The organism is Pseudomonas sp. G1002, assembly GCF_013385455.1.
GTDB lineage: Bacteria > Pseudomonadota > Gammaproteobacteria > Pseudomonadales > Pseudomonadaceae > Aquipseudomonas.
Genome location: NZ_JACAPY010000028.1, coordinates 157,119 through 180,210, shown reverse-complemented (window position 1 = coordinate 180,210; position 23,092 = coordinate 157,119). Strand labels below are relative to the sequence as shown.

Genomic DNA, 23,092 nt, shown 5'->3' with positions numbered 1-23,092 from the left:
CGTCGGGCGGCTAAAATGCCGGGCGGGGTGATCCTTTCAGAAAACGGGTGTATGATGCGGCAGCCGGGAAATTCCCGGCTTTTTTGCGTCTGCATGTTTGATTGTGGTTTTGCTCCGCAGGCGCCACAGGTTTTTCGAGGAAAGTGCCCGACGAGGCCGGTTGTTGGTCGTTCGTCCCGTCGCTCTTGCGCGTGGTTTATGCAGGGGCCGGGTATTTTCTGCTTCACTCAAGGCTCGCCCGAGGGCTGGCCGCCCGGATCATAGGGGAATGGCGTAATGGCAACGGTAGACCGCTGGCTGCTGCCAGATGGCATCGAAGAAGTACTGCCACCAGAAGCTGCGCGCATTGAAATCGCGCGCCGCCAGGTGTTGGATCTGTTCCAGAGCTGGGGTTACGAGTTTGTCGTGACTCCGCATATCGAGTACCTGGAATCCCTGCTGACCGGCGCGGGCCAGGACCTGGATCTGCGCACCTTCAAGGTCATCGACCCGCAATCGGGCCGGCAAATGGGCTTTCGTGCCGACATCACGCCGCAAGTAGCGCGCATTGATGCGCACACCCTGCGTCGCGAAGGGCCAAGCCGCCTGTGCTACGCCGGCAGCGTGCTGCATGCGCAACCGCGTGCGTTGTCGTCGTCCCGCAGCCCGATCCAGTTGGGCGCCGAGTTGTACGGTGATGCGAGCCCGAGCAGCGACGTGGAAGTCATCAGCCTGATGCTGGCCATGCTGCAATTGGCCGATGTGCCGGATGTGCACATGGACCTTGGGCATGTCGGTATCTACCGCGGCCTGGCCCGTGCGGCCGGCTTGTCGGGTGAAGTGGAACAACAGTTGTTCGATGCCTTGCAGCGCAAGGCCATCGATGAAGTGATTGCCCTGACGGCGGGCGTGCCTGCCGACCTGGCCGGCATGCTGCGTGCGCTGGTGGATCTGTGTGGCGGCCGTGAAGTACTGACCGCCGCCCGTGATCGCCTGGCGAATGCGCCGGCTGATGTATTGGCGGCACTGGACGATGTGCTGGCGATTGCCGAGCAGTTGTCTGCGCGCTTCCCGCAGTTGCCGCTGTACTTTGATTTGGGTGAGTTGCGCGGCTACCACTACCACACCGGTGTGGTGTTCGCGGTGTTTGTCCCGGGTGTTGGCCAGGCCATCGCCCAGGGCGGTCGTTACGACGATATCGGCGCCGACTTCGGTCGCGCTCGTCCGGCGACCGGTTTTTCCACCGATTTGAAAACCCTGGTGACCCTGGGGCGTGCTGAGGTCGAACTGCCGTCTGGCGGTATCTGGATGCCCGACAGTACGGACGCAGCACTCTGGCAGCAGGTTTGCCAGTTGCGCAGTGAGGGTCAGCGTGTGGTCCAGGCCTTGCCTGGGCAGCCATTGGCCGCCGCCCGTGAAGCGGACTGCGACCGGCAATTGATTCAGCAGAACGGGCTTTGGCAAGTATCGCCACTGGCTTCTTGAGTTTTCCTGCCGGCCACTGCCGGCACCAAGTTTGCGCGAATGAGGACAAGTGTTATGGGTAAGAATGTCGTAGTCCTGGGCACCCAATGGGGTGATGAGGGCAAAGGCAAGATCGTTGATCTGCTGACCGAACATGCTGCCGCCGTAGTGCGCTACCAAGGTGGCCACAACGCTGGCCACACCCTGGTCATCGATGGCGAAAAAACCGTCTTGCACCTGATCCCGTCGGGTGTACTGCGCGAAGGCGTGCAGTGCCTGATCGGCAACGGCGTGGTGGTTGCACCTGACGCCCTGCTGCGCGAGATCACCAAGCTGGAAGAGAAAGGCGTGCCAGTGCGCGAGCGCCTGCGTATCAGCCCTTCCTGCCCGCTGATCCTGTCCTTCCACGTTGCGCTGGACCAGGCCCGTGAAAAGGCCCGTGGCGAGCTGAAGATCGGCACGACCGGTCGCGGCATCGGCCCAGCCTACGAAGACAAGGTTGCACGTCGTGGCCTGCGTGTGGGCGACCTGCTCAACATGCCGCGCTTTGAAGACAAGCTGCGTGAACTGGTGGATTACCACAACTTCATGCTGGTGGGTTACTACAAAGAGCCGGCCATCGAGTTTGAAAAGACCCTGGCCGAGTGCAAGGAATACGCCGAGCTGCTCAAGCCGCTGATGCTGGACGTGACTGCCGAGCTGCACGACCTGCGTCGCGCCGGCAAAGACATCATGTTCGAAGGCGCCCAGGGCTCGTTGCTGGACATCGACCACGGCACCTACCCTTACGTCACCAGTTCCAACACCACCGCTGGCGGCGTTGCGACGGGTTCGGGCGTTGGCCCGATGTTCCTGGACTACATCCTCGGCATCACCAAGGCATACACCACGCGTGTAGGTTCGGGTCCATTCCCGACTGAACTGTTCGACGACGTCGGCGCGCACCTGGCCAAACAAGGCCACGAGTTCGGCGCGACGACCGGCCGTGCGCGCCGTTGTGGCTGGTTCGACGCCGTTATCCTGCGTCGCGCTATCGATGTGAACAGCATCTCGGGCATCTGCCTGACCAAGCTGGACGTACTCGACGGCCTGGAAACCATCAACATCTGCATCGGCTACAAGGATGCGGAAGGCAAGGACGTTGCCCCGACTGACGCGGACAGCTACGTAGGCCTGCAGCCTGTGTACGAAGAAGTGCCAGGCTGGACCGAATCGACCGTGGGCGCCAAGACCCTGGAAGAACTGCCAGCCAACGCCCGCGCTTACATCAAGCGCGTCGAAGAGCTGATCGGTGCGCCGATCGACATTATTTCGACGGGCCCGGACCGCAACGAGACCATCGTTCTGCGTCACCCGTTCGCTTAATAAGCTGTTGATGTAAAAAGCAAAGGGCTCCTTCGGGAGCCCTTTGTCGTTTCCGCCTGGTAAACGGCACGACCCTTGCTATGGTTCTTTCTTTCGCGGTGCTATCAAATTAATGGCACCCGTGGTGGAGGGATTCCCAGTGTCTGCCGTTCTCTCATTGTTACAAAGCCGGCTGTTGCGGCCGGTGTTCGTTACCCTAGGTATCGCTCTTTTGGTGCAGGTACTGGTGGCCGTCGCCCTGACGCGAAGCACCGTCACTGCATTGGAAGCTGATTTGGGCAATCGCCTGGGCGTCGACAGCCAGAAACTGTCCGGCGAGTTGGCGCAAGCCGGCAAGGAAGTGACATCCAGCCTGGACAGTCTGTCTTCCAGCACGCGCCAGCGTCTGACGGCGGGGCTTTCCACGCGCCTGCAGGAAGAGCAGAAGCAACTGCGTGCGACCCTGGAAAAAGACCTGCAGGACTCTGCCAATGACATGGCGCAACTGCTCGCCTCGGTGGCGCCGCGCGCCATGTGGGACAGCGACGTGCCGACGCTGTCTGAGTTTGCCCGCAGAGCCCAGCGCAATCCCAACGTGTTGTTTGTGGTGTATGACGACGCGGCTGGTGAGCACCTGACCCGTTACCTCAATCGTGAAAACCCGATCAACCAGGCGCTGCTGGAAAAGGGCAAGGGCGAACGTGCCCTGGATAAAGTGCTGGATGCGGCGAAGAATGATCCCTCGGTGTTCTACGTCGAAGCGTCCATCAGCCCCAATGGCGTAGAGATCGGCAAGGTCCGCATGGGGGTTTCGACTGCCTCGGTCGAGGCTGACCTGGCCGCGCTGGACAAGCGTTTTGCTGTACTGATTGCCAGCGGTGACCAGTTGGTGGGCGACAGCCTCAAGGGTGCCGCGGCTGACAGCGCGGCGGCCATGGGCGCGCGTTTGCAGTCGGCGCAAGCCACCGCCACCCAGATGACCGCCAATACCACCAGCGCCGTGCAAGAGGCGGCGGGCACGTTGCGCTGGCGCATCGGCATGGGCCTGGCGGTGGTAGGTTTTGGTGTATTGCTGTTGATTGCTGTAGTGCTCGGCCGTCGGGTGGTCAATCGCCTGAAGCTGCTGATTGCAGCGATGGACGATCTGGCGGCAGGCGAGGGCGACCTGACCAAGCGTGTGCAGATCAACAGCCGGGACGAAATCGGCGACATGGCCTCGGCGGTCAATCGCTTTGTGGATAAGTTGCAGCCGATCGTGCGTGAAGCCGGTGATGTGGCCCAGCGTACCGGTGTGGAAATCGGCGCGATGACCCTGCGCAATGCGGGTGCCGATGCGGCCGCCGGCTTGCAGCGTGATGAGGTTGCCGAAAGCCTGCGGGCGCTGTCGCAAATGGCGGATGAGGCCCAGGCGGAAAGCCATGCGATGCAGGCGGCCTTGCAGCAGGTGGTGGATATTCGCCAGGCGACTGATGAAAATTCCCGCACTTCAGCCGAAGTCGGCAGCTTGATCGAGGCGTTGGCGGGGCAGGTGCAGGCCGGTTCCAAGGTGATCGAGCGGCTGGCGCAGCAGAGCGAGCAGATCGAGGTGGTGTTGACGGTGATCCACGGGATTGCCGAGCAAACCAACCTGCTGGCGCTCAACGCGGCTATTGAGGCGGCGCGAGCCGGTGAGACCGGGCGCGGCTTTGCGGTGGTGGCGGACGAGGTTCGCGCCCTGGCCAGTAAAACCCAGAGTTCTACCGGCGACATCCAGGCCCACATCGTGGCCTTGCAGCAAGGCGCCCGTGAGGCCGTGGAAACCATCGGCAAGGCCGGGCGCCAGGCCAGCGAGGGTTTGCTGGTATTACGCGACAGCGTGCGCCTGCAGCAGTCGGTGCAGGCCTCGGTGGAGCAGGTGCATGCAGCGATTGGCCTGGCGACGCGGGCGGCTGAGCATCAGGCGCAGGGTGCGCATGCGGTGCGTGGGCGGGTGGAAATCATCCATGCCCAGGCAGAGCGGGCCGCTCAGGCGGTGGTAGAGACTACAGCCAGTGGCAAAGTGCTGGATGGGTTGGCGGCGCAGTTGAAGGCGAGCCTGGGGCAGTTCCGGGCTTGATATCGCCTGTTTCGGCCCTTTCGCGAGCAAGCCCGCTCCCACATTCGACCGAGTTCCACTTCTGGAATGCGAGCAAATGTGGGAGCGGGCTTGCTCGCGAAAGCTATTTCAGCGGCTCAGGTACATCCGCGTCGTAAGCAAATACACCGGCAGTCCCGACACCAAAATCAACAATGCCGCATAGGGCGCCGCTGCCGCGAATTCCACATTCGAGGTGTGCGCCCACACGGCAGTTGCCAAGGTGTTCAGCCCGGTAGGACTAAGCAGCAACGTCGCCGTCAATTCCTTCATCGCATCCAGGAATACCAGCGCAAACGCCGCCCCCAATGCCGGGAAAATAATCGGCAGCGTCACCCGGCAAAACGCACTGAACGACGACGCGCCCAGCGTTCTCGCCGCCTCTTCCAGCTGGGGTGCTGCCTTGTTCAGCGCCGTGCGGATCGGCGCCTGGGCCAGGGGCAAAAACAGCAGCGCATAAGCGATCAGCAGCAATGCCGACGTTTGATACAGCGCCGGCACGTAATGCAGGGCGAAATACACCAGTGTCAGCGCAATCACCAGGCCGGGCAGGGCGTGCAGCAGGTACGGCAGGCGCTCGGCCCACAGTGCGAGCTGGCCCTTGTAGCGCACCACCAGCAAGCCCACCGGCACGGCAAACAACAGGCAAAGCGCGGCGCCACCCAGGGACAGCGCCAACGAAGAAAGCAGCGCCTCGCTGATCTCGGCTATCGGAAATGCCGCCGAACTGCCCACTGCCAGCCAATAACCGAGCATGCCCAGTGGAATGCCGCTGCCGATGATCGCCAGGAGCAGGCAATACAGCTGCCCCAGCGCCGCCCATTTGCCGAGTCGAACCTGTTCGGCATGCCGCGCCGCGCCCTGGCCGGTACGCACGTGCCGGCCCTTGCCGCGCACCCGCAGCTCCAGCCAGAGCAGCGTCAGGCACATCACCAGCAGCACCGCCGAAAGCATCGCCGCATTGGCGTTGCTGAACTCCAGCTCGAATTGCTGGTAGATCGCGGTGGTAAACGTCTGCAAGCCGATGATCGACAGCGCGCCGAACTCCACCAGCATATGCAGGGCAATCAACAGTGCCCCGGCCAGCAGTGACGGCCACAGTAAAGGCAAGGTGATGCGAAAGAACACGCCCCAGCGATTCAGGCCAAGGGTGCGGGCCGATTCTTCCAGGGATGGATCAAGATTGCGCAGGGTTGCCGCCACCGGCAGAAACACCAGTGGGTATTTGGACAGGGTCATCACCAGGATCGCTCCGCCCAACCCTTCAAAGTTGGCGCTTAACGAAACCCAGGTAAAGCTGCTGACAAACGCCGGCACCGCGAACGGCAGGCACAGGATCACTCCCCAGATCCGCCGCCCCGGCAGGTTGCTGCGTTCCAGCAGCCAGGCCAGGGACAAGCCGATCACGCCGCAGGCCACGGTGACGCCGACCATCAGCGCCAGGGTGTTGCGCAGCAACCCGAATACATAGGGCCGCCACAGCAAATGCACCGCCTCGGCCCATCCTGCCTGCCAGGCCTTGAGGCCGACATACGCCAGCGGCAACAGGCTCAGGCCTACCAGCAGCAGGACTGGTAGCAGCAACCAGATCGAAGGGCGTTTGCGTCTCGGCGTAAAACCCCCGCGCAAGGCGGGGGCGGGGAGCGATGGGTTCATCAGTTCAAGCCAACGTCACGTTCCAGTTCCAGGGCTTCTTCGGCGTTGCCCAGGTCGGCAGGGGTGACTTTCGGCGGTTGCAGCTCGCTGAAAGGCTTGAGGCCGCGGTTGGATTCCATGCCCTTGCGCAGCGGGTATTCGGCGGAAGTGTTGGTGATCACCCGCTGGCCTTCTTCGCTGGCCATGAATGCCAGCAGTTGCTGGGCTTCCTTTGGATGCTTGCTGGATTTTAGTGCAGCCGCGGCAGACACGGTGATCAGGCCACCGGCATCGCCGTTGGTGAAGTAGTGCAGCTGCGAATCCAGGTTGGTTTTTTCTTTCTTCAGGGCGAACCAGTAGTAGTTGTTCACCAAGACAGTGGCGACTTCGCCATTTTCCACGGCCTTGAGCGCAACCATGTTGTTGCTGTAGACCTTGCCGAAAGCGCGCAGGCCGGTCAGCCACTCTTCAGCCGCTTCGCGACCGTGCAGCTTGATGATCGCTACGGCTTGTTCCTGGAACGCGCCGCTGGTGGGCACGAAACCGACCTTGCCTTGCCACTCGGGCCCGGCGAAATCCAGTACCGACTTGGGCAGGTCTTTTTCGGCGATCAGTTTCGGGTTGAAGGCCACGACGCGGGTGCGTGCGGTCACGCCCATCCAGGCGCCGTTGGCGGCCACGTATTCCTTCGGCAGGACGTCGAGGGTGCTGGCGTCGATGGTTGCCAGCAGGCCTTGCTCGCCGAGTTTATTCAGCGGCGGCGATTCTTCGGTGTAGATCACGTCGGCAGGGGAGCGGTCACCTTCTTCGACGACCTGGCTGGCCAGCTGGTTGCTGCTGCCCTTGCGCACATTGACGTGGATGCCGGTCTTGGCTTCGAAGGCCTTGGCAAGTTCATCGCCGACCTCCTTGTGTTGGCCGTTGTACAAGGTCAGTGCAACCTTGTCGGCAGAATAGGCAGCGGGCGAGAGCAGGGTCAGGCCGAGCAGAGTGATGGTCAGGCCACGCAGAAGGGATGTCTTGAGACGGGTATCGCGGATCATCATCCGGGGTTTTCCTCACTTGAGTGCAACAAATCCTTACAAGGATAAACGATAAAACTTCTCAAGTGCGGACGAGGGGGGAAATCACCGGTCAGGTTTTCAAACCCCGGAAACGAAAAAACCCGCTTTCGCGGGTTTGATCTGAATTTGGTGCCCAGGAGAAGACTCGAACTTCCACGACCTTGCGATCACCAGCACCTGAAGCTGGCGTGTCTACCAATTTCACCACCTGGGCATTATCAACGCTTGCGCTGTTGATGGAGCGAACTATACGGAGGGCTTTTTGATCTGTAAACCCCTGATTCAAAAATATAAATCAAGATTCTTGTTAAAAATCAAAGGCCTGAAACGCAAAAACCCGCTTTCGCGGGTTTTTGGATACTCAAGGCATAACCTTGAGTTTGAAATTGGTGCCCAGGAGAAGACTCGAACTTCCACGACCTTGCGATCACCAGCACCTGAAGCTGGCGTGTCTACCAATTTCACCACCTGGGCAGCATCAACAACGTTGCCGTCGTCGATGGCGCGCACTATACGGAGGCTATTTTGAGCTGTAAAGCCCTGCCATGAAAAAAGTCTGGAATATTTCGCCGACGGTCGCGCAAGGTGCATTCCAAGGGCTACAAAGTGCTTTTACGGGCTTGTTGACACCTGAAATTTCCCGTTTCAATACGCGTATGCCAAACTAACCCGCATATAGACAAGGTGAAAACTCTCTAATGGCCGATTGGCAGTCCCTCGATCCCGAGGCCGCTCGTGAAGCGGAAAAATATGAAAACCCCATTCCTAGCCGCGAACTGATCCTGGCGCACCTCGCCGATCGGGGTTCGCCTGCTAGCCGCGAGCAGCTGGTTGAAGAATTCGGTCTGACCACCGAAGACCAACTCGAAGCCCTGCGTCGCCGCCTGCGCGCCATGGAGCGCGATGCCCAGTTGATCTACACCCGCCGCGGCACCTACGCGCCGGTGGACAAGCTCGACCTGATCCTCGGCCGCATCGCCGGCCACCGTGACGGTTTCGGCTTCCTGATCCCGGACGATGGCAGCGACGACCTGTTCATGAGCCCTGCGCAAATGCGCCTGGTGTTCGATGGCGACCGTGCCCTGGCCCGCGTTTCCGGCCTCGACCGTCGCGGTCGCCGTGAAGGCGTGATCGTCGAAGTGGTGTCCCGTGCCCACGAGTCCATCGTCGGCCGTTACTTCGAAGAAGGCGGCATCGGCTTCGTGGTGCCGGATAACCCCAAGGTTCAGCAGGAAGTGCTGATCACTCCGGGGCGCAATGGCGCCGCCAAAGTGGGCCAGTTCGTCGAGGTGAAAATCACCCACTGGCCCACTGCGCGCTTCCAGCCACAGGGCGATATCGTTGAAGTGGTCGGCAACTACATGGCGCCGGGCATGGAAATCGATGTTGCGCTGCGCACCTACGATATCCCTCACGTCTGGCCTGAGGCTGTGCTCAAAGAAGCTGCCAAGCTCAAGCCGGAAGTTGAAGAAAAAGACAAAGAGAAGCGCATCGACCTGCGTCATCTGCCGTTCGTCACCATTGACGGCGAAGATGCCCGCGACTTCGACGATGCGGTCTACTGCGAAGCCAAGCCTGGCAAGCTGCGTCTGTTCTCCGGCGGCTGGAAGTTGTTCGTCGCGATTGCCGACGTGTCCAGCTACGTGAAGATCGGTTCGGCCCTGGACAACGAAGCCCAGGTGCGCGGCAACTCGGTGTATTTCCCCGAGCGCGTTATCCCGATGCTGCCTGAGCAGCTGTCCAACGGCCTGTGCTCCCTGAACCCGAAAGTCGACCGTTTGGCCATGGTGTGCGAGATGACCATCTCGAAAACCGGCGAAATGACCGACTACCAGTTCTATGAAGCGGTGATCCACTCCCAGGCGCGCCTGACCTACAACAAGGTCAGCACCATCCTGGAACAGCCGAAAACCAGCGAAGCCAAGGCCCTGCGCGGTGAGTACGGGCATGTCGTGCCGCACCTCAAGCAGCTCTACGCGCTGTACAAGGTGCTGTTGGGCGCTCGTCACGTGCGTGGCGCGATCGACTTTGAAACTCAGGAAACCCGGATTGTCTTCGGTTCCGAGCGCAAGATCGCCGCAATCACCCCGACCACGCGCAACGATGCTCACAAGCTGATCGAGGAATGCATGCTGGCGGCCAACGTGGCCACCGCAGAGTTCCTCAAAAAGCACGAGATTCCTGCGTTGTACCGGGTGCACGACGGCCCGCCGCCGGAGCGTCTGGAGAAGCTGCGCGCGTTCCTCGGTGAGCTCGGCCTGTCCCTGCACAAAGGCAAGGACGGCCCGACGCCGAAGGACTACCAGGCTCTGCTCGCGAGCATCAAGGACCGTCCGGATTACCACGTGATCCAGACCGTCATGCTGCGCTCCCTGAGCCAGGCGGTGTACAGCGCTGATAACCAGGGCCACTTCGGCCTGAATTACGAGGCGTACACCCACTTCACCTCGCCGATTCGCCGTTACCCGGACTTGCTCACGCACCGGGCGATCCGCAGCGTGATCCATTCCAAGCAGAACACCCCGCACGTCAAGCGTGCTGGTGCCATGACCATTCCGAAGGCACGGATCTATCCGTACGACGAAGCGGCCCTGGAACAGTTGGGCGAGCAGTGCTCCATGAGCGAGCGCCGTGCCGACGAAGCCACCCGCGACGTAGTGAACTGGCTCAAGTGCGAGTTCATGAAAGACCGCGTGGGCGAGTCGTTCCCGGGTGTGATCACTGCCGTGACCGGTTTTGGTTTGTTCGTCGAGCTGACCGACATCTACGTCGAGGGCCTGGTGCACGTCACCGCCTTGCCGGGTGACTACTACCACTTCGACCCTGTGCATCACCGCCTGGCGGGCGAGCGCACCGGTCGCAGCTTCCGTCTGGGCGATACCGTTGAAGTGCAGGTCATGCGCGTCGACCTCGACGAGCGCAAGATCGATTTCGGTATGCCTGACAAGCCGGCTGAACCGACTGGCCGTAAAAAACGTGGCAGCGAAACTGCAGCCCCGGCCAGCAAAGGCAAAGGTGCTCCTGCGAAAGCAGCGGTCGCCGAGCCTGCGCCAGCCAAGCCTGCGCGTCGTTCGTCTGCCAAGGACAAGGCCCCCGAAGCCTACCGCCCTAGCGATGCCGCGGCGAAAAACGCCGAGCTGCGCAAGAGCCGCGAGTTGAAGCAGCAGTTGCTCAACGAAGCCAAAAGCGGTGGTAAAGCGGCGTCTGGGGGAAAGTCCCGCGAGGCGGAAAAGCCGTCGAGCAAGCCGAGTAAACACCGTAAAGGCCCGCCAAAAGCGGGTTCGGCCCCCGCGAAAAGCGGCGGGTCGCGCAAACCTAAGGCCAAGTCATGAGTCTGGAAAAAATCTACGGCGTACACGCCGTAGAAGCATTGCTGCGTCACCACCCGAAACGCGTCAAGCAGGTGTGGTTGGCAGAAGGCCGCAGTGAGCCGCGTGTTCAAGCGCTGGTCGAACTGGCCAATCAGAACAAAGTTGCCATCGGCCAGGCCGAGCGGCGCGAGATGGACGTCTGGGTCGAAGGCGTTCACCAGGGCGTGGTAGCCGACGTCAGTCCAAGCCAGGTCTGGGGCGAAGCGATGCTCGACGAGCTGCTCGACCGCACCGAAGGCGCACCGCTGTTGCTGGTGCTCGACGGCGTGACCGATCCGCACAACCTCGGCGCCTGCCTGCGTTCGGCGGATGCCGCCGGTGCGTTGGCGGTGATCGTGCCTAAAGACAAGTCGGCAACCTTGACGCCTGTCGTGCGTAAAGTCGCCTGCGGTGCGGCGGAAGTGATTCCGTTGGTGGCCGTGACCAACCTGGCGCGCACCCTGGAGAAACTCCAGCAGCGCGGCCTGTGGGTTGTGGGTACGGCGGGGGAGGCTGAGGTCAGCATTTATGACCAGGACCTCACCGGCCCGACCATCCTGATCATGGGGGCCGAAGGCAAGGGCATGCGCCGCCTGACCCGCGAGCATTGCGATTACCTGGTGCACCTGCCGATGGCCGGTAGCGTCAGCAGCCTCAACGTTTCAGTCGCAACGGGCGTCTGCCTGTTCGAAGCCCAGCGCCAGCGCGGCGCCAAGGCTAAAGCCAAGAAATAACCAAGTCTGGCGCAGGTCAAAATGTGGGAGGGGGCTTGCTCCCGAATACGGTGTATCAGTCAGTGCATTTGGTGACTGGCACATCGCTTTCGGGAGCAAGCCCCCTCCCACATTTGTTTTTGTGGTGTATGGGGGCTGTTCAAATAATCACCAATCACCTTGCACCCTTTCTCCCCCTTCTCTACAATTGCGCCCCTTGCCTTCATGGCAGGCACGCATGTGCCTCCCTTCGGCAAGATCCATAAGTGTCATTCACTCCTTGTCTGACCGTTTTTGAGCGGCAGGCTACAACCCGTAAGGAGCATTCATGCGTCATTACGAAATCATCTTTTTGGTCCACCCGGATCAAAGCGAGCAAGTCGGCGGCATGGTAGAGCGTTACACCAAGCTGATCGAAGAAGACGGCGGCAAAATCCACCGTCTGGAAGATTGGGGCCGTCGTCAACTGGCCTACGCAATCAACAATGTTCACAAGGCTCACTACGTGATGCTGAACGTTGAGTGCACTGGCAAGGCCCTGGCCGAGCTGGAAGACAACTTCCGCTACAACGATGCAGTGATCCGTAACCTGGTCATCCGTCGCGAAGAAGCCGTTACCGGCCAATCCGAGATGCTCAAGGCTGAAGAAAACCGCAGTGAGCGCCGTGAGCGTCGCGACCGTCCTGAGCACGAAGGCGCTGAAAGCGCTGATAGTGATGACAGCGACAACAGCGATAACGCTGACGAGTAATCCACGGACCTTTTAAGGAGCCTATCAAATGGCACGTTTCTTCCGTCGTCGTAAATTCTGCCGCTTCACCGCTGAAGACGTGAAGGAGATCGATTACAAAGATCTCAACACTCTGAAAGCCTACGTATCCGAGACCGGCAAAATTGTTCCAAGCCGCATCACCGGTACCAAAGCTCGATATCAGCGTCAGCTGGCCACCGCTATCAAGCGCGCCCGCTTCCTGGCCCTGCTGGCCTACACCGACAGCCACGGCCGCTGAGACCGGGCAGTCGACAAGTAGTAAGGGATTGAATGCATGCGCGCCTTAGCTGAGTTCATCATGCGCGGTCGTGTGCAGGCCACTCTGGTAGTGGCTGGATGTGCAGCATTGCCGTTGTTGTATTGGTTGGGTGCTGCCGCGGGTTGCCTTGTGCTTCTGCGGCGCGGTTTGAAGGACGCCCTTGGCGTTCTTGCCCTGGGAATACTGCCGGCTTTGGTCTGGTGGTTGAAATTCGATGATCCACGGGTACTTCTGGTACTGCTCGGTTCATCGACCCTTGCGTTGGTTTTGCGCGCAAGTGAGTCCTGGGTCCGTACGCTGCTGGTCAGCGTGGCATTGGGGTTGGTGTATTCACTGGCGCTTGGCGCGGCTTTCCGCCCGCAAATCGAGGCGCTGGCGCAGGAGATCATCAAGATCCTGCCGCTGGCCCTCGGGGATCTCTACCAGCAGTTATCGGTAGAGGAGCGAGCGCGCTTTGCGTCAGTGGTTGCACCGATGCTTACCGGCCTGATAGCGGCACTGTTGCAGATTGTCAGCTTGCTGAGCCTGATTCTTGGGCGTTACTGGCAGGCGTTGTTGTATAACCCGGGTGGTTTTGGTCGCGAATTTCGCAGTATCAGAATCCCCGCTGGACCGGCGATGTTGCTGCTGGCGTTCATGGTGGTCGGGCCGACTTTTGGCCTGGCGCTGTTGGTGCCGTTGTGCAGCGTACCGCTGGTATTCGCCGGCCTGTCCCTGATTCATGGGCTGGTGGCGCAAAAGCGACTGGGCAGATTCTGGCTGGTGGGGTTGTACGTGACGCTGTTGCTGTTCATGCAGCTGATCTATCCGTTACTCGTGGTCTTGGCCATTGTCGACGGCCTGATTGATTTTCGCGGTCGTCTGGCGCCGAAAGACGCCGATAACGCGAACGGTGAAGGTTAAAAGTTAGAGGATTTTCACATGCAACTGATCCTTCTGGAAAAAGTCGCCAACCTGGGCAACCTGGGCGACAAAGTGAACGTTAAGGCCGGCTACGGTCGTAACTACCTGCTGCCATACGGCAAAGCCACCGCTGCAACCGCTGCCAACCTGGCTGCGTTTGAAGAGCGTCGTGCCGAGCTGGAAAAAGCAGCAGCAGACAAAAAAGCTTCGGCCGAAACTCGCGCTGCCCAACTGGCTGAGCTGGAAGTGACTATCACTGCCACCGCCGGTGACGAAGGCAAGCTGTTCGGTTCGATCGGCACCCACGACATCGCTGATGCACTGACCGCCTCCGGCGTTGAAGTGCAGAAGAGCGAAGTTCGTCTGCCGAACGGCACCATCCGCAACGTTGGCGAATTCGATGTAGCCGTGCACCTGCACGCTGAAGTCGAAGCAACCGTACGCGTTGTTGTGGTAGCAGCTTAAGCAACACCTAACTGACTGGCACCTCGCGTGCCAGGCAGTTAACATCGGGCACGATCCTGTTCACAGGTCGTGCCTTTTGTTTTTCTGTAGCCCCAGATTCTCCAACTATTCCAAGTGGCCATGAACGATATCTCCGCTCCTGAGCAATATGACCTGCAAACCGCTGCCCTGAAGGTGCCGCCGCATTCCATCGAGGCCGAACAGGCCGTGCTCGGTGGCTTGATGCTGGACAACAACGCCTGGGAACGCGTGCTGGATCAAGTCTCGGACGGCGATTTCTACCGTCATGACCACCGCCTGATCTTCCGTGCCATTGCCAAGCTGGCCGACCAGAACTCACCGATCGACGTGGTGACCCTGGCCGAGCAGTTGGACAAGGAAGGCCAGACGTCCCAAGTGGGCGGCCTGGGTTACCTGGGCGAGCTGGCGAAAAACACGCCATCGGTCGCCAACATCAAGGCGTATGCGCAGATCGTCCGTGCGCGGGCCACGTTGCGCCAGTTGATCGGCATCGCCACCGAGATCGCCGACAGCGCGTTCAACCCGGAAGGCCGCACTGCCGAAGAGATTCTCGACGAAGCCGAACGGCAGATCTTCCAGATCGCCGAGGCCCGGCCTAAAACCGGCGGCCCGGTCAGCGTCAACGACTTGCTGACCAAGGCCATCGACCGTATCGACACCTTGTTCAACACCGACAACGCCATCACCGGCCTGTCCACCGGCTACACCGACCTCGACGGCATGACCAGCGGCCTGCAGCCAGCCGACTTGATCATCGTCGCCGGCCGTCCGTCCATGGGTAAAACCACCTTCGCCATGAACCTGGTGGAAAACGCCGTGTTGCGCAGCGACAAGGCCGTACTGGTTTACTCCCTGGAGATGCCAGGCGAATCGCTGATCATGCGTATGTTGTCGTCCCTGGGCCGCATCGACCAGACCAAGGTGCGTGCCGGCCGCCTGGAAGACGACGACTGGCCGCGGCTGACCTCGGCGGTCAACCTGCTCAACGATCGCAAGCTGTTTATCGATGACACCGCGGGCATCAGCCCGTCGGAAATGCGCGCGCGTACCCGACGCCTGGTGCGTGAGCACGGCGATATTGCCCTGATCATGATCGACTACCTGCAGTTGATGCAGATCCCGGGCTCCAGCGGTGACAGCCGGACCAACGAGATTTCCGAGATTTCCCGCTCGTTGAAAGCCCTGGCCAAGGAATTCAACTGCCCGGTGGTTGCCCTGTCGCAGCTCAACCGATCTCTTGAGCAGCGTCCGAACAAACGCCCGATCAACTCCGACTTGCGGGAATCCGGAGCGATCGAGCAGGATGCTGACGTGATCATGTTCGTATACCGGGACGAGGTGTATCACCCGGAGACCGAGCATAAAGGCATCGCTGAAATCATTATCGGTAAACAGCGTAACGGGCCAATCGGCACCACGCGCCTGGCCTTCATCGGTAAATACACCCGCTTCGAGAACCTGGCGCCGGGCAGCTATAACTTCGAAGACGAGTAAAAGCGCTGCCCGCCAATTCCGACTGCAAAGGTCGGAATTGGTCAAATTTTGTGCTATATTCCGCGCCCGCGATTTTTCATCTCAACACCGGTCACCGTCATGCAAACAGCCAAGCCGTTATTTGACTATCCCAAGTACTGGGCCGAATGTTTCGGTCCTGCGCCATTCCTGCCGATGAGCAGGGAGGAGATGGATCAGCTTGGCTGGGATTCATGCGACATCATCATCGTCACCGGTGACGCGTACGTGGACCATCCGTCGTTCGGCATGGCAATCATCGGCCGGCTGCTGGAGTCCCAGGGCTTTCGCGTCGGGATCATTGCCCAGCCCAACTGGCAGTCCAAAGACGACTTCATGAAGCTCGGCGAGCCGAACCTGTTCTTCGGCGTCGCGGCCGGCAACATGGACTCGATGATCAACCGCTACACCGCCGACAAGAAAATCCGCTCCGATGACGCCTACACCCCAGGCGGCATGGCCGGCAAACGTCCGGACCGCGCGAGCCTGGTCTACAGCCAGCGCTGCAAGGAAGCCTACAAGCACGTGCCGATCGTGCTCGGCGGCATCGAAGCCTCCCTGCGCCGCATCGCCCACTACGACTACTGGCAGGACCGTGTACGCAACTCGATCCTGATCGACGCCTGCGCCGATATCCTGCTGTACGGCAACGCCGAGCGGGCCATCGTCGAAGTCGCCCAGCGCCTGTCGTGGGGCCACAAGATCGAAGACATCACCGACGTGCGCGGCACTGCGTTCATTCGCCGTGACACGCCCGAAGGCTGGTACGAGGTGGACTCCACCCGTATCGACCGTCCGGGCAAGATCGACAAGATCATCAACCCGTACGTGAACACCCAGGACACCCAGGCCTGCGCCATCGAGCAGGAAAAGGGCCCGGTGGAAGACCCGGAAGAGGCCAAGGTGGTACAGATCCTGGCCAGCCCACGCATGACCCGTGACAAGACCGTGATCCGTCTGCCGTCCGTGGAAAAAGTCCGTGGCGACTCGGTGCTGTATGCCCACGCCAACCGCGTGCTCCACCTGGAAACCAACCCGGGCAACGCCCGCGCGCTGGTACAGAAGCACGGCGAAGTGGATGTGTGGTTCAACCCGCCGCCCATTCCCATGACTACCGAAGAAATGGACTACGTGTTCGGCATGCCTTACGCCCGTGTTCCACACCCGGCGTACGGCAAGGAAAAGATCCCGGCCTACGACATGATCCGCTTCTCGGTGAACATCATGCGTGGCTGCTTCGGCGGCTGCACCTTCTGCTCGATCACCGAGCACGAAGGCCGGATCATCCAGAACCGTTCCGAAGAGTCGATCATTCGCGAAATCGAAGAGATCCGCGACAAGGTGCCAGGCTTCACCGGCGTCATTTCCGACCTCGGCGGCCCGACCGCGAACATGTACCGCATCGCCTGCAAGAGCCCGGAGATCGAATCCGCGTGCCGCAAGCCATCCTGCGTGTTCCCGGGCATCTGCCCGAACCTGAACACCGACCACTCGTCGTTGATCCAGCTGTACCGCAGCGCCCGTGCGTTGCCGGGTGTGAAGAAGATCCTGATCGCTTCCGGCCTGCGCTACGACCTCGCGGTCGAGTCGCCGGAGTATGTGAAGGAGCTGGTGACCCACCACGTCGGTGGTTACCTGAAGATCGCCCCGGAACACACCGAGGAAGGTCCGCTCAACCAGATGATGAAACCGGGCATCGGCAGCTATGACAAGTTCAAGCGCATGTTCGAGAAGTACACCAAGGAAGCGGGCAAGGAGCAGTACCTGATTCCTTACTTCATCGCCGCCCACCCGGGCACCACCGATGAAGACATGATGAACCTGGCCCTGTGGCTCAAGGGCAACGGCTTCCGCGCCGACCAGGTGCAGGCGTTCTACCCGTCGCCAATGGCCACCGCCACGGCGATGTACCACTCGGGCAAGAACCCGCTGCGCAAGGTCACCTACAAGAGCGACGCGGTGACCATCGTCAAGAGCGAAGAACAGCGCCGCCTGCACAAGGCCTTCCTGCGCTACCACGACCCGAAGGGCTGGCCGATGCTGCGTGAAGCCTTGACTCGCATGGGCCGTGCCGACCTGATCGGGCCGGGCAAGGAGCAACTGATCCCGTTGCACCAACCGTCCACCGACAGCTACCAGAGCGCCCGTCGCAAAAACTCGACGCCGGCTGGCAGCCACAAGGTTGCGAAGGAAACCACCACCAGGATCCTCACCCAGCACACCGGCCTGCCGCCCCGTGGCAGTGATGGCAGCAACCCTTGGGACAAGCGCGAGCAAGCCAAGGCCGCGGCCATGGCGCGCAACAAGCAGGCCGCCAAGGAGCGCACCGACGCCGCCAAGGGCAAAGGCAAGAAGCCAGCCCGCAAGCCGGTGGTGCCGCGTTGATCGCAGCCTGAAACGCAAAACGCCAGCCTCGTGCTGGCGTTTTGCTTTCTAGCGGGTGGGTAGCCTGTTTGTTAAGGTGGCGCCCATTCGAGCGCCGTCGCAGGCAAGCCAGCTCCCACATGTGACCGGGTTTCAGCATGAGAATGCGGTCGAATGTGGGAGCGGGCTTGCTCGCGAAAGCGCCAGTTCAGACACCACCCATTTCAAGGAAGAACACCCCCATGAGCAGCCCCCTGCTTGGCATCGGCATGGACTCCAACCGCTCCCAGTTCATGGCCCGCCAGCGCATCGAAAGCCAGATCAACCTGCCACGCCTGTTTGCCGCCATCGACGCCGACCCCGGCATCGTGGGGGCGGGTGTGGTGTATATCGATGCCGACTTCAACGTCGTCACCCTGCGCGAATTCCAACCCATTTGCAGCATTGCGCCCAAACGCGTGATCCTGCGGGAAGCGCAGCGGTACATAGCGCCGGCGCAGTTCGCCCAGCAGGTGCAAGACAATCCCCGTGAATCGCGGCTGGTGGGTGAAGCGATCAACACCACGCTGTCGTGTGCCGGTGCAGTCATCGGCTGGGTAGTGGTGCTCAGCGGCTCTGTCGCGATACCGTTTTCGGCGGGTGCCAGTACGGTGGTCGCAGCCCTCGGCTACACCGCTGCGGCAGCCAGTACCGTTCAGTGTTTTGCCGGTGGCTACCGGACCGTCAACGAAATAAGAAATCCGTCGCGCAACGACGAGCTCGACGGCGAGGAATGGTATCAATACACGATGATCGCGTTGGACGCCGCATCGTTGGTCGGAGTCGGTGCATCGTCACTCACCACCCTCAAGCTGGTCCGGCTGAATAAGGCGACCACCGGCAAAAGTGTTCGGGAGGTACTGAAAGGCTTGAATCGACAAGAGCGCGCCAAACTGACCAAGGAGTTGCTGAGCATTAACGACCCTCGCTTGAGCTCGAAGATGCTCAAGTTGCGACAGTTGTCAGGTGAGCTGCCCAAGCGCTTCACGCCCACACAGGTCAAGCACGCAACGGTCACGCAAATACAGGATGCGTTGGGCGCCTCGATTGGCTTCACGGGCAGTGCGCTCTCCGGGAATGTCCGAACCATTGCCGTAGGTCTATACGAGGAGATTGAGCAATGAACCAAGCACCGAGCATTCGTGCCTTTCTATCCCGGTACTTTCCGGTTTTCATGGGGGCGATATTTGCGGCGGTATTTTCCCTGGTCTTCGCGGTGCCTTTGTTTTTTGACAGCTATTTCCGGGACCTTCCCCTGGCGGATAACGCCAAGTACTCCTTTCTCGGCGGAATCGCTCTGACGTTGGTCATCGTGCACTGCAACTTCATGATCGCCCGCGGACGCCCGCAATGGGTGTGGCCGCTGGTGGCGTTGCTGGGGCTTTGTCTTGTGTGTGTGCTGCCCACGATCGAGTACCGACCGCATCCATTTATTTATGGCATGAGCGTGCTGTTGCCGTTGCTGGCGCTGCTGGTGCTTAACAGCAAGCGCCACCGCGAAATGCGCCAGAAACTGGTCGAAGTTCGCCACCTGCGTGAAGCCGTGATCGCCAGGCACAAAGCCCGTTGACTGGGTAGATTCACCACCCACCCTCACACTCCCGCCACAAATATGTGCAACCCTCGCACCACGACGGCAGCCATCGCGCCGTTTTGGTGCTGTACTGCACCGGGTCCCACGATAAAGCGCAATGACCACTGCTCTGGCATAAGTCTTGCGCGCTTTGTTTCCATGCCCTGGCTCGCAGGAGGCCGCCGTGTCGATTCATGTCGCGTTGCACCACGTTACGCATTACCGCTACGACCGCGCGGTCGAACTCGGCCCACAGATTGTTCGTCTGCGTCCGGCGGCCCATAGCCGCACGCGGATTCTTTCCTACGCGCTGAAGGTGCTGCCGGAACAGCACTTCATCAATTGGCAGCAAGATCCCCAGGGCAATTACCTGGCGCGTCTGGTGTTCCCGGAAAAAACTGACGAGCTGCGCATCGAAGTCGACCTGGTCGCGGAGATGGCGGTATTCAATCCGTTCGATTTCTTCCTGGAACCCTACGCCGAAAAAATCCCTTTCAGCTACGCCGCCGATGAGCAGCGCGAGCTGGCGCCGTACCTGGAAACATTGCCGCTGACCCCGCGATTCGCCGCGTATCTGGCGGGTATCGACCGCACGCCGTTGCCGGCGGTGGATTTCCTGGTGGGCCTGAATCAGCGTCTGGCCGCCGACATCGGCTACCTGATCCGCATGGAGCCGGGGGTACAAACACCGGAATTCACCCTGGAAAACGCCTCCGGTTCCTGCCGGGATTCGGCGTGGTTGCTGGTGCAACTGCTGCGCAACCTAGGGTTGGCGGCACGGTTTGTGTCGGGCTACCTGATCCAGCTGACCGCCGACGTCAAAGCCCTCGACGGCCCATCCGGCACCGAGGTGGATTTCACCGACCTGCACGCCTGGTGCGAAGTGTATTTGCCCGGCGCCGGCTGGATCGGCCTCGATGCCACCTCCGGTTTGTTCGCCGGTGAAGGTCATATCCCGTTGGCCTGTAGTCCTGATCCTTCTTCCGCGGCGCCCATCAGCGGCCTGGTGGAACCCTGCGAGTGCGAATTTACCCACGAGATGTCCGTGGAACGGATTTGGGAAGCCCCCAGGGTTACCAAGCCCTACACCGAAGAGCAGTGGCTGGCGATCCAGGCCCTGGGCCGGCAGATCGACGGTGACCTGCACAAGGACGACGTACGCCTGACCATGGGCGGCGAACCCACCTTCGTTTCCATCGACGACCCCGACGGCGCCGAATGGAACACCGCCGCCCTGGGCCCGGACAAACGCCGGCTGTCCGCCGAGCTGTTCCAGCGCATGCGCAAGCACTACGCACCCAAGGGCCTGGTGCATTTCGGCCAGGGCAAGTGGTACCCCGGCGAGCAACTGCCGCGCTGGTCCCTCAACTGCTACTGGCGCCGCGACGGCGTGCCGATCTGGCACAACAGCGCGCTGATCGCCGATGAGCAGCAAAGCTATGGCGCCGACGGCGTGATGGCCGGGCGTTTTCTGGCCAGCGTTGCCGAGCGCCTGAAACTGCCCGCGCAGTTTGTATTCCCGGCCTACGAAGACAATTTCTATTACCTGTGGCGCGAAGGCGCCTTGCCGCAAAACGTCAGCGCCGAAGATCCGCGCCTTGAGGACAAGCTTGAGCGCGAGCGCCTGCGCAAGGTCTTCAGCCAGGGCCTGGATAAAGTCATCGGCCAGGTGCTGCCGCTGGCACGCACGGCGGCCAATGACCGCTGGCAGAGCGGGCGCTGGTACCTGCGGGACAACCATTGCCGCCTGGTGCCGGGCGATTCACCGTTGGGTTATCGCCTGCCACTGGCCTCGCAACCGTGGGTAACGGCGGCGGACTATCCGTTCGTGCACCCCACCGATCCCAATCAGGACCTGGCAGACCTGCCGACCACCTCGCAACTGCAAAGCCATGGCGAGGCAGCTGCCAGCCAAGACCGTATCCCGAAGATCGACGAGTCTGCCGACTGGCTGACCCGCACCGCCCTGTGCGCCGAGGCACGGGACGGCCGCTTGTACCTGTTCATGCCGCCGCTGGAACGGGTCGAGGATTACCTGGAACTGGTGGCCGCCATCGAAGCCACCGCCGAAGAACTGCATTGCCCGGTGTTGCTGGAAGGTTATGAGCCGCCGAGCGACCCACGCCTGAGCAACTTCCGGGTGACGCCGGATCCGGGTGTGATCGAGGTCAACGTGCAGCCGTCCGCCACCTGGGACGAGTTGGTGGAACGCACCGAGTTTCTCTACGAAGAAGCCCGGCAAACCCGCCTCACCACAGAAAAATTCATGATCGACGGGCGCCACACCGGCACCGGCGGCGGTAACCACTTTGTGCTCGGTGGCGCTACGCCCAAGGATTCGCCGTTCCTGCGGCGTCCCGATCTGCTGCGCAGCCTGATCAGCTATTGGCATAACCATCCGTCATTGTCCTACCTGTTTTCCGGCCTGTTCATCGGCCCGACTTCCCAGGCACCACGGGTCGACGAAGCGCGCAACGATGCGCTGTATGAGCTGGAAATCGCCTTCGCGCAGATGCCCGAAGCGGGCGAAGAATGCCCGCCATGGTTGGTGGACCGCCTGCTGCGCAACCTGCTGATCGACGTCACTGGCAACACCCACCGCGCCGAGTTCTGCATCGATAAGCTCTACTCGCCGGACGGTGCCACCGGCCGCCTGGGCCTGTTGGAATTGCGTGCCTTTGAAATGCCGCCCCACGCCCGCATGAGCCTGACCCAGCAGTTGCTGCTGCGGGCACTGGTCGCGCGGTTCTGGCGTGAACCCTATGCGCCGCCGAAGCTGGCGCGCTGGGGCACAGAGCTGCATGACCGCTTCCTGCTGCCGCACTTTATCGAGCAGGATTTTGCCGACGTGATCGTCGAGCTGAACGCTGCCGGTTATCCGCTGCGGGCCGAATGGTTTGCCGCGCACCTGGAGTTCCGTTTTCCCAAGGTCGGTGACTACGCCGTCAGCGGCATCGAACTGGAATTGCGCCAGGCCCTTGAGCCCTGGCATGTGCTGGGCGAAGAGGGTGCGGTGGGCGGTACGGTGCGTTACGTGGATTCGTCCCTGGAGCGCCTGCAGGTCAAGTTGAGTGGCCTGCCGCCCCAGCGTTACCTGCTGACCTGCAATGGCATCCCGGTGCCGCTGCAACCCACCGGGCGCGTCGGCGAGTTTGTGGCTGGCGTGCGTTATCGCGCCTGGCAACCGGCCAACTGCCTGCAGCCAACCATCCCGGTGCATGCGCCACTGGTGTTCGATCTTTTGGACACATGGATGCAGCGCTCGCTGGGCGGTTGCCAGTACCATGTCGCCCATCCGGGCGGGCGCAATTACGACAGCCTGCCGGTGAATGCCAATGAAGCTGAAAGCCGGCGGATGGCGCGGTTTTTCCGCTTGGGACACAGCCCCGGGAAATTGCCGGTGCCGAGTGTGGTGATCAATGATGAATTGCCGATGACCCTGGATTTGCGGCGCTTCCCCAATAAGAATGACTAAACGCGATTCAAAATGTGGGAGCAGGGTTTGTGTGGGAGCTGGCTTGC

16 protein-coding genes and 2 tRNA genes are annotated in these 23,092 nt (G+C 61.1%); 14 read left to right on the top strand and 4 right to left on the bottom strand.

Translation table 11 applies throughout. The features are described from left to right. Positions 1 to 276 precede the first annotated feature (276 nt). From HX801_RS18615 to HX801_RS18605, 3 genes are all read left to right on the top strand, one after another. The gene (locus HX801_RS18615; protein WP_003217507.1) at positions 277 to 1,464 is read left to right on the top strand and encodes an ATP phosphoribosyltransferase regulatory subunit; all 1,188 of its coding nucleotides are present in this window, start codon (positions 277 to 279) and stop codon (positions 1,462 to 1,464) included. Positions 1,465 to 1,518: 54 nt separating this feature from the next. Next, entirely contained in the window at positions 1,519 to 2,808 is a 1,290-nt protein-coding gene (locus tag HX801_RS18610; protein WP_003217505.1) for an adenylosuccinate synthase, read from the top strand. A 139-nt stretch (positions 2,809 to 2,947) separates the two neighbouring features. Next, positions 2,948 to 4,882: a methyl-accepting chemotaxis protein gene (locus HX801_RS18605; protein WP_177022498.1), complete on the top strand. Its 1,935-nt coding sequence runs from the start codon at positions 2,948 to 2,950 to the stop codon at positions 4,880 to 4,882. Positions 4,883 to 4,990: 108 nt separating this feature from the next. On the opposite strand, the gene HX801_RS18600 is transcribed toward HX801_RS18605, so the two are convergent. From HX801_RS18600 to HX801_RS18585, 4 genes are all read right to left on the bottom strand, one after another. After that, complete coding sequence (locus HX801_RS18600; RefSeq protein ID WP_003217500.1) at positions 4,991 to 6,556, bottom strand: iron ABC transporter permease; 1,566 nt, start codon at positions 6,554 to 6,556, stop codon at positions 4,991 to 4,993. Beyond that, positions 6,556 to 7,581 (bottom strand): extracellular solute-binding protein, encoded by a 1,026-nt coding sequence (locus tag HX801_RS18595; RefSeq protein ID WP_008439094.1) that lies wholly within the window; start codon positions 7,579 to 7,581, stop codon positions 6,556 to 6,558. The genes HX801_RS18600 and HX801_RS18595 overlap by 1 nt, the downstream gene beginning before the upstream one ends. 145 nt (positions 7,582 to 7,726) lie before the next feature. Next, positions 7,727 to 7,813 (bottom strand) — tRNA-Leu (locus HX801_RS18590). 173 nt (positions 7,814 to 7,986) lie between these two features. Next, a tRNA-Leu gene (locus HX801_RS18585) sits at positions 7,987 to 8,073 on the bottom strand. Positions 8,074 to 8,297: 224 nt separating this feature from the next. Between HX801_RS18585 and rnr the strand changes: the two genes are divergently transcribed. The 11 genes from rnr (at position 8,298) to HX801_RS18530 (ending at position 23,045) form a co-directional block, all read left to right on the top strand. Next, positions 8,298 to 10,931, top strand: coding sequence for a ribonuclease R (gene rnr, locus HX801_RS18580; protein WP_003217496.1), 2,634 nt, complete (start codon positions 8,298 to 8,300; stop codon positions 10,929 to 10,931). Then, entirely contained in the window at positions 10,928 to 11,683 is a 756-nt protein-coding gene (gene rlmB / locus HX801_RS18575; RefSeq protein WP_003217493.1) for a 23S rRNA (guanosine(2251)-2'-O)-methyltransferase RlmB, read from the top strand. Before rnr ends, rlmB begins: the two co-directional genes overlap by 4 nt. 307 nt (positions 11,684 to 11,990) lie before the next feature. Next, positions 11,991 to 12,413 carry a 30S ribosomal protein S6 gene (gene rpsF / locus HX801_RS18570; protein WP_003217491.1) on the top strand — a complete coding sequence of 141 codons (423 nt, stop codon included), beginning with the start codon at positions 11,991 to 11,993 and terminating at the stop codon, positions 12,411 to 12,413. Between the two features lie 28 nt (positions 12,414 to 12,441). Next, positions 12,442 to 12,672, top strand: a complete 231-nt coding sequence (gene rpsR / locus HX801_RS18565) for a 30S ribosomal protein S18 (RefSeq protein ID WP_002551829.1) — start codon at positions 12,442 to 12,444, stop codon at positions 12,670 to 12,672. A gap of 36 nt (positions 12,673 to 12,708) precedes the next feature. Then, a complete protein-coding gene (locus HX801_RS18560; RefSeq protein ID WP_003217488.1) occupies positions 12,709 to 13,596 on the top strand; it encodes a hypothetical protein in 888 nt (295 codons plus the stop codon). Positions 13,597 to 13,614: 18 nt separating this feature from the next. Continuing rightward, complete coding sequence (rplI, locus tag HX801_RS18555) at positions 13,615 to 14,061, top strand: 50S ribosomal protein L9 (protein ID WP_003171376.1); 447 nt, start codon at positions 13,615 to 13,617, stop codon at positions 14,059 to 14,061. Between the two features lie 120 nt (positions 14,062 to 14,181). Continuing rightward, complete coding sequence (gene dnaB, locus HX801_RS18550) at positions 14,182 to 15,576, top strand: replicative DNA helicase (RefSeq protein ID WP_003217484.1); 1,395 nt, start codon at positions 14,182 to 14,184, stop codon at positions 15,574 to 15,576. A gap of 99 nt (positions 15,577 to 15,675) precedes the next feature. Then, positions 15,676 to 17,979: a YgiQ family radical SAM protein gene (locus tag HX801_RS18545; protein ID WP_008439091.1), complete on the top strand. Its 2,304-nt coding sequence runs from the start codon at positions 15,676 to 15,678 to the stop codon at positions 17,977 to 17,979. A gap of 221 nt (positions 17,980 to 18,200) precedes the next feature. Further along, a complete protein-coding gene (locus HX801_RS18540; RefSeq protein ID WP_177022497.1) occupies positions 18,201 to 19,121 on the top strand; it encodes an NAD synthetase in 921 nt (306 codons plus the stop codon). Then, positions 19,118 to 19,567 (top strand): hypothetical protein, encoded by a 450-nt coding sequence (locus HX801_RS18535; protein WP_177022496.1) that lies wholly within the window; start codon positions 19,118 to 19,120, stop codon positions 19,565 to 19,567. The genes HX801_RS18540 and HX801_RS18535 overlap by 4 nt, the downstream gene beginning before the upstream one ends. Before the next feature lie 187 nt (positions 19,568 to 19,754). After that, positions 19,755 to 23,045, top strand: coding sequence for a DUF2126 domain-containing protein (locus HX801_RS18530; protein ID WP_003217475.1), 3,291 nt, complete (start codon positions 19,755 to 19,757; stop codon positions 23,043 to 23,045). Positions 23,046 to 23,092 lie beyond the last annotated feature (47 nt).

Coding starts and splice junctions, on each gene's coding strand:
- HX801_RS18615 (WP_003217507.1), top strand. CDS start 277: ATGGCAACGGTAGACCGCTGGCTGCTGCCAGATGGCATCGAAGAAGTA.
- HX801_RS18610 (WP_003217505.1), top strand. CDS start 1,519: ATGGGTAAGAATGTCGTAGTCCTGGGCACCCAATGGGGTGATGAGGGC.
- HX801_RS18600 (WP_003217500.1), bottom strand. CDS start 6,556: ATGAACCCATCGCTCCCCGCCCCCGCCTTGCGCGGGGGTTTTACGCCG.
- HX801_RS18595 (WP_008439094.1), bottom strand. CDS start 7,581: ATGATGATCCGCGATACCCGTCTCAAGACATCCCTTCTGCGTGGCCTG.
- rnr (WP_003217496.1), top strand. CDS start 8,298: ATGGCCGATTGGCAGTCCCTCGATCCCGAGGCCGCTCGTGAAGCGGAA.
- rlmB (WP_003217493.1), top strand. CDS start 10,928: ATGAGTCTGGAAAAAATCTACGGCGTACACGCCGTAGAAGCATTGCTG.
- rpsF (WP_003217491.1), top strand. CDS start 11,991: ATGCGTCATTACGAAATCATCTTTTTGGTCCACCCGGATCAAAGCGAG.
- rpsR (WP_002551829.1), top strand. CDS start 12,442: ATGGCACGTTTCTTCCGTCGTCGTAAATTCTGCCGCTTCACCGCTGAA.
- HX801_RS18560 (WP_003217488.1), top strand. CDS start 12,709: ATGCGCGCCTTAGCTGAGTTCATCATGCGCGGTCGTGTGCAGGCCACT.
- rplI (WP_003171376.1), top strand. CDS start 13,615: ATGCAACTGATCCTTCTGGAAAAAGTCGCCAACCTGGGCAACCTGGGC.
- dnaB (WP_003217484.1), top strand. CDS start 14,182: ATGAACGATATCTCCGCTCCTGAGCAATATGACCTGCAAACCGCTGCC.
- HX801_RS18545 (WP_008439091.1), top strand. CDS start 15,676: ATGCAAACAGCCAAGCCGTTATTTGACTATCCCAAGTACTGGGCCGAA.
- HX801_RS18540 (WP_177022497.1), top strand. CDS start 18,201: ATGAGCAGCCCCCTGCTTGGCATCGGCATGGACTCCAACCGCTCCCAG.
- HX801_RS18535 (WP_177022496.1), top strand. CDS start 19,118: ATGAACCAAGCACCGAGCATTCGTGCCTTTCTATCCCGGTACTTTCCG.